Source organism: Ensifer sp. ENS03 (genome assembly GCF_014852035.1).
Classification (GTDB): Bacteria; Pseudomonadota; Alphaproteobacteria; order Rhizobiales; family Rhizobiaceae; genus Ensifer; species Ensifer adhaerens.
The window spans coordinates 1-16,689 of record NZ_JACVAV010000002.1; the positions used below are offsets into that span (position 1 = coordinate 1).

Sequence of the window (16,689 nt, forward strand, 5' to 3'; positions counted from 1 at the left end):
TCAATCCGTTGCAGATCGCGCTCGCTCATCGCAATCAATCCCATCCGCAACCTCCCAGGTCATCAAAACCCGGGGAGAGTGACATTCCAACTTTGCAGGATCAGGACACTTTAACTTTGCGGCTACACATACAGATCGCATAAGATAGATTATGGAACTAACGTATATGCCGGAAAGCATGGATTGCGGCTGAACGTTGCCTTGGCGAGCTTGACCCGGCCTTTCCAGCCTGCTTAGCGTTCCCGAACCAAACACCTCATTTTCAAGGCCAGATGTGATGAGCGAATTGCGCGTTCTTTCAGATGCTTTCATTCCGGAACTGCCAAACCGCTACAAAGGCAAAGTTCGCGAAAACTACGACCTGCCCGATGGCAACCGCATTATAATCGCGACGGACCGCCTCAGCGCCTTCGACGTCATTCTGACGTCGATCCCGAACAAGGGTCACGTGCTGACGCAGACGGCGCGCTACTGGTTTGAGGAAACCGCCGACATCTGCCCGAACCATGTGGTCAGCTATCCCGACCCCAATGTCGTCATCGGCAAGCGGCTCGACATCCTGCCGGTCGAGGTCGTCGTGCGCGGTTATCTCGCCGGAACGACCAGTACCTCGATCCTGACGAAATACCGCAACGGCGAGCGCGAGATGTACGGCATCACCCTGCCGGACGGAATGTGCGACAATGAGAAGCTTCCCCAGGCAATTATCACGCCCACCAGCAAGGCTTTCGACGGCGGCCATGACGAGCCGCTTTCGGTCGAAGCGATCATCGAGCAAGGACTGCTGACGAAGGAACAGCTCGATACCGTCTGGCAATATGCGCTTGCGCTGTTTGCCCGCGGTCAAGAGCGCGCCGCCGAGCGCGGCCTGATCCTCGTCGACACCAAATACGAGTTTGGAACCGACGAAAACGGCACGATCATTCTCGCCGACGAGATCCACACACCCGACAGCAGCCGCTACTGGATCGCCGACAGCTACCAGGAAAGCTTCGAGCGCGGAGAACGTCCCAGGAGTTTCGACAAGGATTTCGTCCGTGCCTGGGTCACTGCGCGCTGCGATCCCTACAAGGATCCGATCCCGGAAATTCCACTTGATCTCATCGAGCAGACCTCGGCGGTCTATATCGAAGCCTTCGAAAAGATCACCGGCCAGCGCTTCGTTCCGGACCTGTCGGGTGCGACGGTTCTGGATCGCATTCGCGCCAACCTGACGCCATATTTCTCGAAATAAATCAGTATATTATAGATTTATTCTAATCTGATTTAGGCGCCGGGCGTAGGATCATCGACATCGAATTCGAGCCGCATCAGGTCGTATGCCGGCTCGATATGATCAGGCGTCTCGCCTTGCACCGTGTCGTAATCCAGCGGCACGTGCATGTGTGTTAGCACCGCCCGCTTCGGCTTGAGGCGCTCGATCCAGCCGAGCGATTGCACCAGTGACAGATGGCTCGGGTGGAACTTGTACTGCAGCGTATCGATCACCAGCAGATCGAGGTCGCCGAGCTTGGCAATGGTCTCGGCCGGAAAATCGCTGACATCGCTGCAATAGGCAAAGTCGCCGATGCGGAAGCCCAGAGAATGAATATTGCCGTGAAACTGCATCAGCGGCCGGAACGCGATCGGCCCGCCGGCGCCTGATATCACCACCGGCGACAGATCATCGGCAATGATGTGCGGCTCGACGATCGGTGGATAGCCGCTGCCTGGCGGTGATTCCAGGCAATAACCAAACCCCTCGCGAATACGGCCCATCGTATAGGCATCGGCCCAGATCGGCACCCGTCTGCGGTTTTCGATGACGTAACCGCGCAAGTCGTCGATCCCGTGCAGATGGTCGGCATGGGAATGGGTATAGATCACCGCATCGATGTGGCGCACGTTCGTTGCGACCATCTGCGCACGAAAATCCGGCCCGGTGTCGATGACGACGGTCGTCTTGCCGCCGCCGGGCGCGATTTGCTCGACGAGCAAGGCCGCGCGCATGCGCCGGTTTTTCGGATTGTCAGGATTGCAGGCGCCCCAGTCCCCGGTAATGCGCGGCACGCCTGGTGACGAGCCGCAGCCGAGGATGGTGAACGTGCGCCGGAACGCCACGTCAGAGCCTCGGCATCTTGGAGAAGACGCGGAAGGCATTCTCCGTGGTGATCCTTGCAATCTCCTCAGTGGTCACGCCGATCGTCTCGGCAAGCACGGCTGCCGTATGGGCAACGTAAGCCGGCTCGTTGCGCTTGCCGCGGAACGGCTTCGGCGCGAGGTACGGCGCGTCGGTTTCGACGATCATCCGGTCATGCGGCACGGTCTTGGCGATGTCACGCAGCTCTTCGGATTTCGGGAAAGTTAGGATGCCCGAAAAGGACACGTAGCCGCCGAGCTCCACGCCGACACGGGCGAGCTCCGGACCGGAAGAGAAGCAGTGCAGAAGGAAAGGGAAGGCCCCCTTCCCGGTTTCCTCGGTCAGGATCGCCGCCATGTCTTCATCGGCCGAGCGGCTGTGAATGACGAGCGGCAGGCCGGTCTCGCGGGCAGCCGCAATGTGACGACGCAGGCCCTCGACCTGGGCCCCGCGCGGCGCATTGTCATAGAAGTAATCAAGACCCGCCTCGCCGATCGCCACCACCTTCGGATGGGCCGAAAGCCGCACGAGATCCTCGGTGGTGATATCAAGCTCCTCGTCCGCATTGTGCGGATGGGTGCCGACGGAACAGAAGACGTTCGGATAGGCCTCGGCGATCGCAAGGATCGTCTCGAACCGCTTCACGCGGGTCGAGATCGTGATCATCTGCCCGACACCGGCCTCGCGCGCCCGCGCGACGATTGCGTCGCGCTCCGCTTCGAAATCGGGGAAGTCCAGATGGCAATGGGTATCGATCAGCATGCTCAAGATGCCTTACTGCGCTTCGGGTGCCACATAGCGCGGGAAGACCGGCTTCGGCGCCTCGAGCGGCGTGCCCGAGACGAGACGTCCGGCCTCGCCGAGCGCTGCGAAGTCGCGCTTGTCGGCGGGTGCAGCCACCAGGTCGAGCAGCTTCGCCGAGGATTCCGGCATGAACGGCTGAAGCAGGATGGCGATCTGGCGCACGACTTCGGCGGTCACGTAGAGCACTGTGCCCATGCGCGCTGGATCGGTCTTCTTCAGTGCCCAGGGCTCCTGGCCGGCGAAGTAGCGGTCGGTCTCGGAGACCACGGCGATGATCGCCGCCAGCGCCCGGTGGATCATCTGCTTACCCATCTCGTCGCGCGTGATCTCGTGCAGCGCGTCGGCGGCGGCCAGCATCGCTTTATCTTCGTCGGTCAAGGGGCCGCAGACCGGAACTTGACCATCGCAGTTCTTGACGATCATCGACAGCGAGCGGCTCGCCAGGTTGCCGATACCGTTGGCGAGGTCGGAGTTGATGCGGGTCGCGATCCCCTCCTCGCTATAGCTGCCGTCCTGGCCGAAGGAGACTTCGCGCAGAAAGAAGTAGCGGATCTGGTCGAGACCGAAATGTTCGACGAGGTTGAAAGGGTCGACGACGTTGCCGAGCGACTTCGACATCTTCTCGCCCTTGTTGAGCAGGAAGCCGTGCGCGAAGACGCGCTTGGGCAGCGGCAGGCAGGCCGACATCAGGAACGCCGGCCAGTAGACCGCGTGGAAGCGGATAATGTCCTTGCCGATCACATGGATGTTCGCTGGCCAGAACTTGGCGCGCGGGCCCTTGGGATCGTCGAGATAACCGGTCGCGGTGATGTAGTTCGTCAGCGCGTCGACCCAGACATACATGACATGCGCCGGATCGTTCGGCACCTTGATGCCCCAGTCGAAGGTGGTGCGCGAAACCGAGAGGTCCTTGAGGCCGGACTTCACGAAGGAGATCACTTCGTTGCGGCGCTCGGCCGGGCCGATGAAATCCGGATTCTCTTCGTAGTGCTTCAACAGCTTGTCCTGGTATTCGGACAGCTTGAAGAAGTAGCTCTGCTCCTCGACCCACTCGACCGGCGTCCCCTGCGGGCCGTAGCGCACGCCGTCGGCGCGCAGCTCGGTCTCGTTCTCCTGATAATAGGCTTCGTCGCGCACCGAATACCAGCCGGCGTAGGAGTCCTTGTAGAGGTCGCCCGCCTCGCCCATGCGGATCCAGATGTCCTGCGACGCCTGATGGTGGCGCGGCTCGGTCGTGCGGATGAAATCGTCGTTGGACGCGTTCAGGGCCACGGCCATCTTCTGGAACTCGGCCGAATTGCGGTCGGCAAGTTCCTGCGGCGTCACGCCTTCCTTGCGCGCCGTCTGCTGCATCTTCTGCCCGTGCTCGTCCGTGCCGGTCAGGAAGAAAACCTCACGCCCGTCGAGGCGCTGGTAGCGCGCCATAGCATCCGTCGCGATCAGTTCATAGGCATGGCCGATGTGCGGCTTGCCGTTCGGGTAGGAAATCGCTGTCGTGATGTAGAAGGGGGACGTGTCTCTCATAGGCGGATTCGATCTATCTCGGATTAAGCTACGCACGCTCTTAGCGCATACGCTGCTAGGAAGAAACATGCGATCCATGAAAAGCCCGGCCGAAGCGGCCGCCGCCACCGCCCTCCTCCTTGCGCGCCCCGCGTGCAAGATTTAGAACAAACAGGAAACAAATGAAGGGGTGAGTCGTGCTGGATCAACTTGGCAGCCAATTTGAAACCGCGTCGGCCGGCTATGCCGCCGCGCACGGGATCGAGCGCGATCCCGACTGGTTCATCTTGAAGATGCAGGAGGAAATGGGGGAACTGACCCAGGCCTGGAACAAGCTGAGCGGTCGCGGGCGGTCCCAGGGGAAATCGCCGGACGACCTCCGGACACAGATGGCCGACGAGACCGCAGACCTTCTTGGGCACGTCCTGCTCTTCGCGCAGCACCACAAGCTGGACCTCCAGGCGGCGATCGAGCGAAAATGGCGTTTTCAGCCGGCGCTATAGCGCCGCTTTCATATCGTCGAGCAGCGACAGAATGGTCTGCTTTCGGTCGAGATTATAGGCATCGCTGACCGTCAGTCGCTCGGTCACGGAGGCTGACAGCCGGGCGAAGCGTTCGGCGCGCATGATATCGCCCGAAACGGCCGCCTCCCGCGCCTCCCGCATGATGCGATCGCTGGCAAGGGCCCGGAAGAAATCGAAGATCGTTTCGCTGTCCTTGCCGGCGAGGGCATCGGCGAGCTTGTGCATGTCTTTCCGGACAGACGGTCCCTGCCCTGCAAGGATGCCCTCGAAGGTTGCCGCGATTTCCAGTCCGCCATAGTTGATCAGCTTCAGCGCCTCGGCGACGCTGCCGCTGGCGGCAGCGATGATGCGCTCGGCATTCTCGCCCTCGAGATCGAAACCGAGATGCGCCAATGCCTGGCCGAGCGGTGCTGCGTCGAGCGGCTTCAGTCGCAGCGGCAGGCAGCGCGAGCGGATCGTCGGCAGCAGTTTTCCGGGTGCATGCGTCAGCACCAGGAACAGCGAGCGGCGCGGCGGTTCCTCGAGGATCTTCAAGATGGCGTTGGCCGCATTGCGATTGAGATCGTCGGCCGGATCGATGATGACGATGCGCCAATTGCCCGTGCCGGAGGTCTGGCTGAAGAACTTGCCGGCGCGCCGGACCTCGTCGACGGTGATCGCCCCCTTCGCCCTGCCCGTCTTTTCATCGATCGGGCGGGCCAGGTGCAGGAGATTGTGTGAGGCGCCGGAGGCAAGCTGCCTGCCGATCGCAGAGCTCGGGTCCGGGTCGGCAAGCGTTTCAGGCGCATCGGCCGGTTCAGGATTTTTTAGGATGTGATGGGCAAAGCGGAAGGCAAGTGTCGCCTTGCCGATCCCTTCCGGCCCTTCGATCAGGATCGCGTGGTGCCCCTTGCCGGAGCGATAGCTCTGCGCCAGAAAGGCTTCCGCCTGCTCATGGCCGAACAGGCGATTGTTCTCCGCGGGCGCAATGGCGCCATCAAGGACCCCGGCTCTTTCGCTCATGACACGGCTTCCTCGGCCGACGTGTCCGTGCCGTCGCCATGCGGCAGAAGCGCTTCGACAAGCGAAAGCACCTCGGCGGTGATGGCCTCAACCGGCTGCGTCGCATCCACCACCCGGCACCGCTCGGAATCGCGTCTGGCAATGTCGAGAAAGGCGTCGCGCCGCTTCTCGTGGGTCTCTAGTTGTTCCTTTTCGAAACGATCGGGATTGTCGTCGCCGGCGCGGCGTTGCGCCCGCTCGAGGCCGACGCTGGCGGGCAGGTCGAAGATCACGGTGCGGTCCGGCACGACACCGTTGATTGCTACGCGCTCCAGGCTTTCGACGAAGCTTTGTTCGAGATTGCCGGTGATGCCCTGGTAGACGCGCGAAGAATCCATGAAGCGATCGCAAAGCACGATGATGCCCTTGTCGAGCGATGGCCGGATGACCTCCTCGACATGGTCGCTGCGGGCTGCGGCAAAGAGAATCGCCTCCATCCGCACTCCGAAGGATTCCGCAGCCCCCGAAAGCAGCACGTGACGCACCGCCTCGGCGCCGGGAGAACCACCCGGCTCGCGCGTCGTCAGCACCTCGTAGCCGCGGGCGCGCAGGGAATCGGCTAGCAGGCGGAGCTGCGTCGACTTGCCGGCACCTTCCCCGCCTTCGAATGTTACGAATAGACCTTTTTTCAGCGACACCATGCTTTCCCGTATCGGCATGCGGTTTGGCCCTGTTTAGCCGATTGGTCCTCCGGGCGAAACCGTCAGGTGACGATTTGAAGAGGCATTCGAGTGAGCGCGGCTCAGAGCCAGAAGAAAAGCAGTTCCTGCAGGGCGTCGACCGCGCGGCTCGTCAGGGTTCCCTGCCCCACCGCGCCGGCCGTCTTGACCGGGACCTCGCGCAACAGTTTCTCGCCGTTCCACAGCTTGACGACGCCGACTTCCGTGCCGGCCGTCACCGGCGCCCGCAAGGGCCACTTGTAGACGATGCGCGCCGTCAGCCGCTCGGGATTGTTGACCGGCAGCAGCACGTCGACCGGACCGCCGGCCACCAACGCGACGTGAGACGCGTCGCCGCCATAGACGGCTGCCTCGCCGATCGCTTCTCCATCGGCGAAGATCCGCTTCTTCTCGAAGGCGGTCATCGCCCAGTCGAGAACCTTGCGGCTTTCTTCGATGCGTTCCTTGTCGGTTTCAAGGCCGCCCATCGCGAGATAAACGCGGCGGTCACCGCGTTGCAGCGACGCGGCGAGCGAAAAGCCGAAACCTTCGGCAAAGCCCGTTGCCAGGCCGTCCACGCCGATATTGGCGGAGATCAGCGGGTTCTTGTTGCGTTGGAGGATCTTGTTCCATTCGAATTCCGGCTGCGAATAGAGCCGGTAGAGATCGGGATGCGCTTCGTGCAGGTGGCGGACGAGCGTCACCAGTTCGCTCATTGTGATCTTGTTGCCGGGATCGGGCAGCCCGGTCGCGTTGCGGAAGGTCGCGACCGGCATGCCGAGTTCGCGCGCGCGCGCCGTCATGCGCTCGGCAAATGCACCTTCGCTGCCGGTCATGCCCTCGGCGAGAATGATGCAGGCATCGTTGGCCAGCTGAACGGCTACGCCCTGCAGGAGATCGGCGACCCGGATGCGCGACTTCAGAGCGGCAAACATCGTCGAGGTGCCGGCCGGCGCGCCGCCGGTCCGCCACGCATGCTCCGATACGTCGTAGAGGGTTTCGGGCGAGACTTCGCCCTTGCCGAGCGCTTCGGCGACGACCTCCATGGTCATCAGCTTGGCAAGCGAAGCGGGTGGGATCGGGTCGTTTTCGGCACGCGAGAAAAGCACCGTGCCGGTTTCTGCATCGACCAGCAGGATCTGCTTTGCCTTGGTGTCGAAGGCGGGTGCCGGCGTTTGCGCGAATGCGGCACCGGCAAACAACGCAAGGCCAAGGAAAGCGGCCGAAAGCATCTTCATGCGCATGGGAAACTCCGGTTTCCCCTCGGGCATAGCAGCGTGGTCATTTTGGCACAACGCCGAGAACTGTTAACGGGCCGAACCGTTCGTTTTCTGGCGCTTGGCGTAGTCGACGATGACTTGCGGCGTTAGCTGCTTCTTGTCGACCATGATCGCTTCGAAGGGCGATTCGGCGTCGCTGACGCGAACTTCGTAATAGGCAGCCGCATAGGCCATGTTGCCGTCGGGCATCGGAATGTACTCCGGCCGCTCGCGCGGGATCGGGCCGATTTCCGGCAGCATGACGAATTCGTTGAACGACGCCGGCTGCTGGGCAAACTGCGGCACGGGCGCGGCCATCGCGGTGACCGGTTCGCTGACGTCGAGCGACGCCTTGGCCGGCACGGTGATGGTGCCGAGGCTTTGCTTGCGGAACGGTTCGTTCGAGGCAACCATCACGCCGGTTGCGATCTGCCCTTCGGGCATGATGCTCGGCCCGCGCTGGCCCTTCTCGACATAGGACGCCATCAGGTAAGGCATGTCGTTGCCTTCGAGCGGTGCGCGGCCGACATATTGCACCTTCACCTGTGCGCTGCCCTTGCGCTTGATGTCGAGCAGGTCCGCCGTTTTCGAGGAAACGTCGATGATGCGGCCGTATTCGTAGGGGCCGCGATCGTTGACGCGCACGATGACCGAGGTGCCGTTTTCCATGTTGGTGACGCGGGCGTAGCTCGGCAGCGGAAACGTCGGATGGGCGGCCGACAGATGCGCCTTGTCGTAGACTTCGCCGTTGGCGGTCAGGCGTCCGTGGAAGGCGGAGCCGTACCAGGATGCCATACCCGTCTTGTTATAGCCGAAGTCTTCCTTGGGCTGGTACCACTTGCCCTTGACCTGATAGGCCTTGCCTACCTGAAAGCGTCCGCCGCCCTTCGGGATGTTGTTGCCGGTGGCAACGCGCGGGCTCGCCTTTACGCCATAGACGGATTCAGGAAAGTACTCCTTGCTCCGCGCAGTTTTCTTGACATTCGACGTGGAGCCGCAGGCGGCAAGCGTTACGCACAGTGCCGGGATCGCCGCAAGGCGCAGTCCCTTGACCAGATATGCCGCATTTTTATTGGAGGTCATCTGTCCCACAACATCGATCGATAAAGCCGTACTCGAAACCTTCCGCTTACCCCCAGCGGAAAGCTCGACGTCCCGAAACGGAACAGGTGTGTATTCATGACATCATCAAGGCAAAAATGCGAACTCATCCACAGGCCGGCTCCGCATTTCGTGAGTTATGGTTTACGGCTGGTTAACGTGATCGGGCCCGGCGCCTGCTCTTCAAAGCGGTCGAGAAAATCTTGCAGCGACGCATGTTAATTCTTGCAAAGCGCCAAGGCTTCGCGCAATAACGCCGTGCCCGGCACGCAGTCGCGCGGTGCTTCAGGCAAGGACAGGTGGCCGAGTGGTTTAAGGCTCTGGTCTTGAAAACCAGCGTACGGGAAACCGTACCGTGGGTTCGAATCCCACCCTGTCCGCCATTTCCCTTTTCTCCACCCATTAGTTGTCGAACCGACGAGATGGGACTACCTTACGAAGCGTAATGACGGTGCCAAGTCCTTTGGGGAGCGGGATCGACATGCGCGTTAAAGATGTGATGACGACGTCGGTCGTCAAGTTGTCCCCTGACAACAGCGTCAGGCAGGCGGCCCGGATTATGCTCGACAATCATGTCAGTGGCCTTCCCGTGGTCGACGGTGATGGAGCCCTGGTGGGCGTCATCAGCGAAGGCGACCTCATTCGCCGGAGCGAGCTTGGCGGCGGCATTCCGGTCGCCGACCCGACCGGGGCCGCGGACGAGCGGGCGAGCGCCTATGTGCGCCGATCCTCCTGGAGGGTCGGTGATGCCATGACGGCCAATCCCGTGACCATCGATGAGGATGCCTCCGTCGCGCGCGTTGCGTCTCTGATGCGGGAGCGCGGCATCAAGCGTGTACCGGTGCTTAGAAACGGCCTTGTTGTCGGTATCGTCAGTCGCGCCGATCTGCTGCAGGCGATCTTGTCTGCAAAGCAAGACGAGACGGCGGCCGGCGACGAAGCCATCCGGCGCAGTATCCTGGTGCGCATCGGCGAAAATACCGGTCTTGAAGGCCTGGACATAAAGGTCGCCGTGACCGACGGCATCGTGCACCTCTGGGGCAACGTGGATACCGCCGATTGCCGTAAGGCGGCCCGCATCCTCGCTGAGAACGTGCGCGGCGTTCGCGGCGTGGTCGAGCACTACGCCGAGCCCTATCCGCAATAAGATATGCGTCGAGACCGCCGCGGCCTGTGTCCGCGGCGCTGCAAGCGTATTCCTGCTGCTGTCGTTCGTACTTCAAGCGTTCCACCATCCTGCCCGCCGCAGAAAAAACAGCAACGACCGTAGCGAATTCGAGAGACTGCGATGGCTTGCGCGACGGCAAGCTGGAGGGAATTTCAGCATAGGTCCTTTTGACCGGGAGGCTCAGATGGTTTCGCCTGAAACAGCATCGATGAAAGAGACGGCATCCGGAAAATCAGCAGCACCGTTGTCGGCCGACGAACTCCGCCTGATGGACGCCTATTGGCGCGCTTCGAACTATCTGTCGGTCGGGCAGATCTATCTGCTCGACAATCCGCTTCTGCGCGAGCCGCTGAAGCGCGAGCACATCAAGCCGCGCCTGCTCGGCCATTGGGGCACGTCGCCGGGCCTCAACATGCTCTACGTGCACCTCAATCGCGTCATCAAACGCGACGACCTCGACATGATCTATATCATCGGTCCCGGCCATGGCGGGCCGTCTCTGGTGGCGCATGCCTATCTGGAAGGGACCTACACGGAGTTTTATCCGAACATCGCCGAAGACGCCGAAGGCATGCAGCGGCTGTTCAAGCAGTTCAGCTTTCCCGGCGGCATCCCGAGCCATGTGGCGCCGGAAACGCCCGGCAGCATCCATGAGGGCGGCGAGCTTGGTTATGCGCTCAGCCACGCCTATGGCGCCGCCTTCGACAATCCCAATCTGGTCGTTGCCTGCATTGTCGGCGATGGCGAGGCCGAGACCGGGCCGCTTGCGACGGGCTGGCAGAGCAACAAGTTTCTCAACCCTGCCCGCGACGGCTGTGTTCTGCCGATCCTGCACCTGAACGGCTACAAGATCGCCAATCCCTGCTTCCTCGCCCGCATTCCGCACGACGAGTTGAAGAAGTTCTTCGAGGGCATGGGCTACAAACCCTATTTCGTCGAAGGGCATGATCCGGCAAAGGTCCACCAGCAACTGGCAGACGTGCTCGATACGGCGACGGCCGAAATCCGGCAGATTTGGGACGATGCCCGCATCAGGGGCAATCTGAAGCGCCCGGCCTGGCCTATGATCATCTTCCGCACGCCAAAGGGCTGGACCTGCCCGCCGGAAATCGACGGTAAGAAATGCGAGGACTACTGGCGCGCGCATCAGGTGCCGATGGGCGAGATGGAGAAGCCCGAGCACATCCGCATCCTCGAACAATGGATGAAGAGCTATCGCCCGGAAGAACTCTTCAGTGACGAGGGCCGGCTGAAGCCCGAGATCGCGGCGCTCGCCCCATCCGGACATCGCCGCATGAGCGACAATCCGCATGCAAACGGCGGCCTGCTGTTGCGCGACCTGAAAATGCCGGGCTTCCGGGACTACGCCGTCGACGTTCCGAGCCCGGGTGCCACGACCGTGGAAGCGGCGCGCGTGATGGGCAAGTTCCTGCGCGACGTGATGAAGAACAACATGGACGCGAAGAACTTCCGGCTGTTCAGCCCGGACGAAAACAACTCCAACCGATGGCAGGATGTGCTCGAGGTCACCGACCGCTGCTACATGGCCGAGATCTATCCCGAGGACGATCACCTCTCACCGGATGGCCGCATCATGGAAGTCTTGAGCGAGCACCAATGCCAGGGTTGGCTTGAAGGCTATCTCTTGACCGGGCGCCACGGCTTCTTCTCCTGCTACGAAGCCTTCATCCACATCATCGATTCCATGTTCAACCAGCACGCCAAGTGGCTGAAGGTCTGCAATGAGATCCCCTGGCGCCGGCCGGTCGCGTCGCTCAATTATTTCTTGAGCTCCCATGTCTGGCGGCAGGATCACAACGGTTTCAGCCATCAGGATCCGGGCTTCATCGATCATGTCGTCAACAAGAAGGCTGAGGTCGTCCGCGTCTACCTGCCGCCGGATGCCAATACGCTGCTGTCGGTCACCGACCATTGCCTGCGCAGCCGCAACTACGTCAACGTCGTCGTCGCCGGCAAGCAGCCGGGCCCGCAATGGCTGACGATGGAACAGGCCGTGCGCCATTGCAGCATGGGTGTGAGCATCTGGGACTGGGCCAGCAACGACGCCAACAGTGAGCCGGACGTCGTCATGGCCTGCTGCGGCGACACTCCGACGCTGGAAACCCTCGCCGCCGTCCAGCTGCTGCGCGAGCATCTGCCTGAAGTGAAGGTCCGGGTCGTCAACGTCGTCAACCTGATGAAACTGCAACCGGCGGAAGAACACCCGCATGGCCTTTCGGACAGCGACTTTGATGGCATCTTCACCAGGGACAAGCCGATTATCTTTGCCTTCCACGGTTATCCCTGGCTGATCCATCGCCTCACCTATCGCCGCACCAATCACGGCAATCTGCATGTTCGCGGCTACAAGGAAGAAGGCACGACCACGACACCCTTCGACATGGTGGTGCTGAACGAACTCGACCGCTTCCACCTGGCCGGCGATGCCATCGATCGCCTGCCGCAGCTCGGCGCGCGGGCGGCCTACTTCAAGCAGGCGATCCAGGCCAAGCTGATCGAGCACCGGGAGTATATCGAGAAGCATGGCGACGACATGCCCTCGATCAGCGGCTGGAAATGGGGCGTTAACGGGGCGCAGCCAGCCAAGGCTGGGACATCGACCGAAGGGGACAACGTCTAAGGCCCGCGCACGGCTGGATTGACGATCACCCTGCCCGGCTTGCCTGAGCTTGCGAGCCGCTCCGCAAGGAGCGTCTCGCGCACACGACACGAACGAACCCTCATCGTCATTGCGGCTGGCTGCCATGTCGGAATTGCTGTCGACAGATCCCGAACTGAACCGCATGCCGACCGAGCAGGATCTTGCCCGGTTGCAGTTCACGACGCTGCTCTACTATCTCCACTGCACCAACCCGGACAACGGCCTGGTCCGTGACAAGACGCAGGAAGACGCGCCTGCAAGTATCGCGGCGGTCGGCATGGCGCTCGCGACGATCCCGGTGTTGGTCGAGCGCGGCATCGTCATCCGCAAGTTTGCCGCAAAGATCGCGCGTCGGCGCTTGCAGTTTCTCCTGGAGTGCCCGCAGGGACCGGAACCCGACGCCTCCGGCTACAAGGGCTTCTTCTACCATTTCCTCGATATCGAAACCGGCAGGCGCGTTTGGGAGTGCGAGCTTTCGACGATCGACTCCGCCTTTCTTTTCGCGGGTGCTCTGACAGTGGCCGCCTATTTCGACGGCGATGGCGCCGAAGAAGTCGAAATCCGCAGGGTGGCAAACGCGCTCTATGAACGGGCCGACTGGAACTGGGCCTGCGATCACGGGCTGACACTCACCCACGGCTGGCGGCCGGAAAACGGCTTCATCCCCTATCGCTGGCGCGGCTACGACGAGGGCCTGCTCCTCTACATCCTCGGCCTCGGCTCACCGACCCACCCGCTCCCGCCGGAAGCCTATGCGGCCTACACCGCAAGCTACGACTGGCGGAACCTTTACGGGCGCGAATTGCTCTATTCGGGACCGCTCTTCACCCACCAACTCTCGCATATGTGGGTCGATTTCCGCGGCATCCGCGACGAATTCATGCGCGAGCACAACAGCGACTATTTCCAGAACAGTCGCCACGCGACCTTCGTCCAGCAGGAATATGCCATCCGCAACCCGCTGAATTTCGTCGGCTACGGCGAGCATTGCTGGGGCTTCACCGCAAGCGACGGTCCCGGCTGGACCAAGCGCACGGTGAACGGTGTCGAGCGGGAGTTCTTCGACTACATCGCCCGCGGCGCCCCCTTCGGTCCTGACGATGGGACCGTGTCGCCCTGGGCAGTCGTCGCCTCCCTGCCCTTCGCGCCGGAAATCGTCATTCCGACGGTCTGGAATTGTGCCCGTATGAATCTCGGCATGACCAGGCTTTACGGCTTCAGGCCCTCCTTCAACCGCAGCTTTCCGGCGGAAGGAACCGAATCCGGCTGGTGGGTCAGCCCCTATCATTTCGGCATCGACCAGGGCCCCGTGGTGCTGATGATCGAGAACTACAGGACCGGCCTGCTGTGGAACATCATGCGCCGCTGCGAGCCGATGGTGGTGGGATTGCGACGGGCAGGCTTCTCCGGCGGCTGGCTCTGACGGCCAAAACAACAAAGGTACTCTGATGGACAGCCAGCCAGTGCCGATCAGAACAACCGCACTTCGCTTCGCACGGGCTGTCCGGATGCTGCTGACCTCCGAGGTCGGAGGCCGTGCCAAGTTGATGTTTGCCGGGCTTATTGCGCTGCTTTTCGGTCTGAACGGCCTCAACGTCGTCAACAACTACGTCGGCCGAAACTTCATGACGGCGATCGCCGAGCGCCAGATGAACGAGTTCATTCGGCAAGCGGTTTTCTACGTATGCGTCTTTGCCGTTCTCACCGTCACCGGTGTTATCGCACGTTTTGTCGAAGAACGGCTGGCGCTGCTGTGGCGTGAATTCATGACGAGACGCGCCGTCGATCTCTATTTGGAGGAGGAGACCTATTATCGCGTGGAAGTCTCGGGGACGCTAAGCAATCCGGACCAGCGGATATCGGAGGACATCCAGGCGTTCACCGTCACCACGCTTTCCTACATCATCATGCTGTTCAGCAGCACGCTGACGGTGGTGACGTTCTCAGGCGTGCTCTGGTCGATCAGCCCGCTGCTGTTTGTCGTCGCTGTTTTCTATGCCGCCTGCGGCTCGTATATGACGATCGTGCTCGGTCGGCCGCTGATCGGCCTGAACTATGAGCGGCTCGACAGGGAGGCGAACTTGAGGTCGAGCCTCATGCACCTGCGCGAAAACGCAGAAGCGGTGATGGTGACCAGCGTCGAGGGGCAGCAGAAGACGCGATTGCTAGATCGCCTTGATGCCTTGGTCGTCAACATCCTGACGATTACCGCCGTCAATCGCAACCTGGCCTTTTTTACCAGCGGCTACAACTGGATGATCCAGATCATCCCGGATTTGATCATCGCTCCGGCTTTCATGCGCAGCGAAATCGAGTTTGGGGTGATTACCCAATCAGGTGCAGCCTTCGCCATGCTTGTCGGCGCATTCTCGCTGATCGTCAGGCAGTTCAACTCGATCTCGAATTTCGCCGTCGTCGTTTCTCGACTGAGCGCCTTGCTGGAGGCGATCGAGGAAAGCCGAAAAAGCAGCGTCTCGAGCATCGAACTGGTGAAGCAAGACGGCGATCTGGCCTTTGACCAGGTAACGCTGGGATCGGCAGTCACCCACCCATTGCTTCGCGATCTGTCGCTGTCGATCCCAATGGGAACGCCTGTGCTGATCTCAGGGCCGCATGCGGCCGCGGGGGCTGCGCTCTTCCGGGCCACCGCGGGAATTCCGACCCCCGGCACCGGGCGGATCGAGCGCCCGGAAAGTCTGATGTTTCTGCCGCAACGACCCTATCTGCCGCCGGGTCCTCTTCGGCAATATCTTCTGCCGCCTGGAAGTTCCGAAGGCATCTCCGATAGCCAGGTGCTCAATGTCTTGCGCAGCCTCGGTCTCGATGGGCTCGCCGATGGCGCCGAGGGGCTGGAGAAGGAACAGGATCGGGATATGTCCTTGGGCGACCAGCAGCTCCTGGCCCTCGCCAAGGTGCTTCTCGCCAGGCCACGGTATGTGTTTCTCGACCGGATCGAGGCAACGCTTGGTCGTGAGGCCTTGCGCAACACCCTGAGCCTTCTCCGCCAGAGTTCGATCACCTGCATCAACAACGGCGAGGAAGGCGATACACGCGACCTTTACGGCGCCTTCCTGGATTGCCGGGAGGATGGCAGCTGGACGTGGAAAGACGATCGGACTTGATCAGCCCCATCCCGGCACGCACTCAAGGCCGAGACCTGACCGGCATGCCCCGCCTGAGCGATCGCCCGATGACCGATTCTGACGCCGGCACCTACCGCGGCGCGACGATGCCCTGGTAGTAGTCGCCATCACCGCCGACGACCCGCGGCGGACCATTGTAGGTTTGTGAACAGGCGGCCAGCGTGGTGAGCGCAAGCAACAATACGATCGTTCTCATGAAGTCCCCTTCTGGCCTGCATGCCGGCTATGTCCTTGAGACTTGGGAGAATCTGAGGCGGAGCCGGTTAGAAAACAAGTACTAAAATGGTGGTATAACAAAATCTATGATCGTTGAAGATGCAATCTTCAACGATTGCCGCCCGCTATGGGGCGGCAATCCGGACACGGTCAACAATGGATGAATAGGTCGCCTAGATCGGGCGCTGCCGGTTGGTCTGTTCGCGCTCTCTCCAGTACTGCAGCCGAAGTCGCGGCGCCATGATCCAGGCGATGAACGGCGTGACGAGGAAACAGCTGACGACCACGATCGGGATCGCATATTTGGCGTTGGCCGTGAGGGCCGGTACCGACAGAACGATCAGGATCCCGATGGCGAATAGGATGGCGTTGATCATCAGGCCGACCATGATCGCGAGTTGCAGGCGGACGGACATTTCGACCTCCCGAAGCTTCGGGGCGCTACGCCCCTTAAGCGTGCATTTGCGCGGCGGATTGTAGCAGACCGCTC

Annotated in this window: 15 protein-coding genes and 1 tRNA gene; 7 read left to right on the forward strand and 9 right to left on the reverse strand. The window is 61.5% G+C overall.

The features are described 5' to 3' along the window. Window positions 1–286 precede the first annotated feature (286 nt). A complete protein-coding gene (locus IB263_RS06660; RefSeq protein WP_192438573.1) occupies window positions 287–1,234 on the forward strand; it encodes a phosphoribosylaminoimidazolesuccinocarboxamide synthase in 948 nt (315 codons plus the stop codon). A gap of 32 nt (window positions 1,235–1,266) precedes the next feature. Here IB263_RS06660 and IB263_RS06665 read toward each other — a convergent pair whose 3' ends face one another. The 3 genes from IB263_RS06665 to metG are packed head-to-tail and all read right to left on the reverse strand — an operon-like array spanning window position 1,267 to window position 4,447. Next, the gene (locus IB263_RS06665; RefSeq protein WP_192438033.1) at window positions 1,267–2,100 is read right to left on the reverse strand and encodes an MBL fold metallo-hydrolase; all 834 of its coding nucleotides are present in this window, start codon (window positions 2,098–2,100) and stop codon (window positions 1,267–1,269) included. Window position 2,101: 1 nt separating this feature from the next. Then, window positions 2,102–2,881, reverse strand: coding sequence for a TatD family hydrolase (locus tag IB263_RS06670; protein WP_192438035.1), 780 nt, complete (start codon window positions 2,879–2,881; stop codon window positions 2,102–2,104). Window positions 2,882–2,893: 12 nt separating this feature from the next. Beyond that, window positions 2,894–4,447: a methionine--tRNA ligase gene (gene metG / locus IB263_RS06675; protein WP_192438038.1), complete on the reverse strand. Its 1,554-nt coding sequence runs from the start codon at window positions 4,445–4,447 to the stop codon at window positions 2,894–2,896. 176 nt (window positions 4,448–4,623) lie between these two features. Here metG and IB263_RS06680 point away from each other — a divergent pair, with 176 nt between their 5' ends. Continuing rightward, on the forward strand, window positions 4,624–4,929 hold the full coding sequence (locus IB263_RS06680) for a hypothetical protein (RefSeq protein WP_060610969.1): 306 nt from the start codon (window positions 4,624–4,626) through the stop codon (window positions 4,927–4,929). On the opposite strand, the gene IB263_RS06685 is transcribed toward IB263_RS06680, so the two are convergent. The 4 genes from IB263_RS06685 to IB263_RS06700 all read right to left on the reverse strand — a co-directional run bounded on the left by IB263_RS06685 (window position 4,924) and on the right by IB263_RS06700 (window position 8,992). Then, window positions 4,924–5,952, reverse strand: coding sequence for a DNA polymerase III subunit delta' (locus tag IB263_RS06685; RefSeq protein WP_192438040.1), 1,029 nt, complete (start codon window positions 5,950–5,952; stop codon window positions 4,924–4,926). The two genes, IB263_RS06680 and IB263_RS06685, sit on opposite strands and share 6 nt — an antisense overlap. Continuing rightward, complete coding sequence (tmk, locus tag IB263_RS06690; RefSeq protein ID WP_110819176.1) at window positions 5,949–6,650, reverse strand: dTMP kinase; 702 nt, start codon at window positions 6,648–6,650, stop codon at window positions 5,949–5,951. Before tmk ends, IB263_RS06685 begins: the two co-directional genes overlap by 4 nt. A gap of 83 nt (window positions 6,651–6,733) precedes the next feature. Next, on the reverse strand, window positions 6,734–7,894 hold the full coding sequence (locus IB263_RS06695) for a D-alanyl-D-alanine carboxypeptidase family protein (RefSeq protein WP_060517170.1): 1,161 nt from the start codon (window positions 7,892–7,894) through the stop codon (window positions 6,734–6,736). Window positions 7,895–7,957: 63 nt separating this feature from the next. Beyond that, a complete protein-coding gene (locus IB263_RS06700) occupies window positions 7,958–8,992 on the reverse strand; it encodes a septal ring lytic transglycosylase RlpA family protein (RefSeq protein WP_060517172.1) in 1,035 nt (344 codons plus the stop codon). Between the two features lie 311 nt (window positions 8,993–9,303). On the opposite strand from IB263_RS06700, the gene IB263_RS06705 reads away from it, so the two are divergent. From IB263_RS06705 to IB263_RS06725, 5 genes are all read left to right on the forward strand, one after another. Continuing rightward, window positions 9,304–9,393, forward strand: a tRNA-Ser gene (locus tag IB263_RS06705). 98 nt (window positions 9,394–9,491) lie between these two features. Then, window positions 9,492–10,157: a CBS domain-containing protein gene (locus IB263_RS06710; protein ID WP_060600651.1), complete on the forward strand. Its 666-nt coding sequence runs from the start codon at window positions 9,492–9,494 to the stop codon at window positions 10,155–10,157. Window positions 10,158–10,362: 205 nt separating this feature from the next. Then, entirely contained in the window at window positions 10,363–12,819 is a 2,457-nt protein-coding gene (locus IB263_RS06715) for a phosphoketolase (RefSeq protein WP_192438042.1), read from the forward strand. 124 nt (window positions 12,820–12,943) lie between these two features. Then, window positions 12,944–14,263 carry a glucoamylase family protein gene (locus IB263_RS06720; RefSeq protein ID WP_060600654.1) on the forward strand — a complete coding sequence of 440 codons (1,320 nt, stop codon included), beginning with the start codon at window positions 12,944–12,946 and terminating at the stop codon, window positions 14,261–14,263. 25 nt (window positions 14,264–14,288) lie between these two features. After that, complete coding sequence (locus IB263_RS06725; RefSeq protein ID WP_192438045.1) at window positions 14,289–15,962, forward strand: ABC transporter ATP-binding protein/permease; 1,674 nt, start codon at window positions 14,289–14,291, stop codon at window positions 15,960–15,962. A gap of 91 nt (window positions 15,963–16,053) precedes the next feature. Here the strand turns inward: IB263_RS06725 and IB263_RS34440 are convergent, their stop codons facing one another. Next, entirely contained in the window at window positions 16,054–16,179 is a 126-nt protein-coding gene (locus IB263_RS34440) for a hypothetical protein (RefSeq protein ID WP_255380881.1), read from the reverse strand. Between the two features lie 193 nt (window positions 16,180–16,372). Next, the gene (locus IB263_RS06730) at window positions 16,373–16,615 is read right to left on the reverse strand and encodes a hypothetical protein (protein WP_060520773.1); all 243 of its coding nucleotides are present in this window, start codon (window positions 16,613–16,615) and stop codon (window positions 16,373–16,375) included. Window positions 16,616–16,689 lie beyond the last annotated feature (74 nt).

Bases quoted from the DNA above. Each gene is read 5' to 3' on its own strand.
- IB263_RS06670 (WP_192438035.1), bottom strand. From the start codon at position 2,881: ATGCTGATCGATACCCATTGCCATCTGGACTTCCCCGATTTCGAAGCG.
- metG (WP_192438038.1), bottom strand. From the start codon at position 4,447: ATGAGAGACACGTCCCCCTTCTACATCACGACAGCGATTTCCTACCCG.
- IB263_RS06685 (WP_192438040.1), bottom strand. From the start codon at position 5,952: ATGAGCGAAAGAGCCGGGGTCCTTGATGGCGCCATTGCGCCCGCGGAG.
- tmk (WP_110819176.1), bottom strand. From the start codon at position 6,650: ATGCCGATACGGGAAAGCATGGTGTCGCTGAAAAAAGGTCTATTCGTA.
- IB263_RS06695 (WP_060517170.1), bottom strand. From the start codon at position 7,894: ATGCGCATGAAGATGCTTTCGGCCGCTTTCCTTGGCCTTGCGTTGTTT.
- IB263_RS06700 (WP_060517172.1), bottom strand. From the start codon at position 8,992: ATGACCTCCAATAAAAATGCGGCATATCTGGTCAAGGGACTGCGCCTT.
- IB263_RS06710 (WP_060600651.1), top strand. From the start codon at position 9,492: ATGCGCGTTAAAGATGTGATGACGACGTCGGTCGTCAAGTTGTCCCCT.
- IB263_RS06715 (WP_192438042.1), top strand. From the start codon at position 10,363: ATGGTTTCGCCTGAAACAGCATCGATGAAAGAGACGGCATCCGGAAAA.
- IB263_RS06720 (WP_060600654.1), top strand. From the start codon at position 12,944: ATGTCGGAATTGCTGTCGACAGATCCCGAACTGAACCGCATGCCGACC.
- IB263_RS06725 (WP_192438045.1), top strand. From the start codon at position 14,289: ATGGACAGCCAGCCAGTGCCGATCAGAACAACCGCACTTCGCTTCGCA.
- IB263_RS34440 (WP_255380881.1), bottom strand. From the start codon at position 16,179: ATGAGAACGATCGTATTGTTGCTTGCGCTCACCACGCTGGCCGCCTGT.
- IB263_RS06730 (WP_060520773.1), bottom strand. From the start codon at position 16,615: ATGTCCGTCCGCCTGCAACTCGCGATCATGGTCGGCCTGATGATCAAC.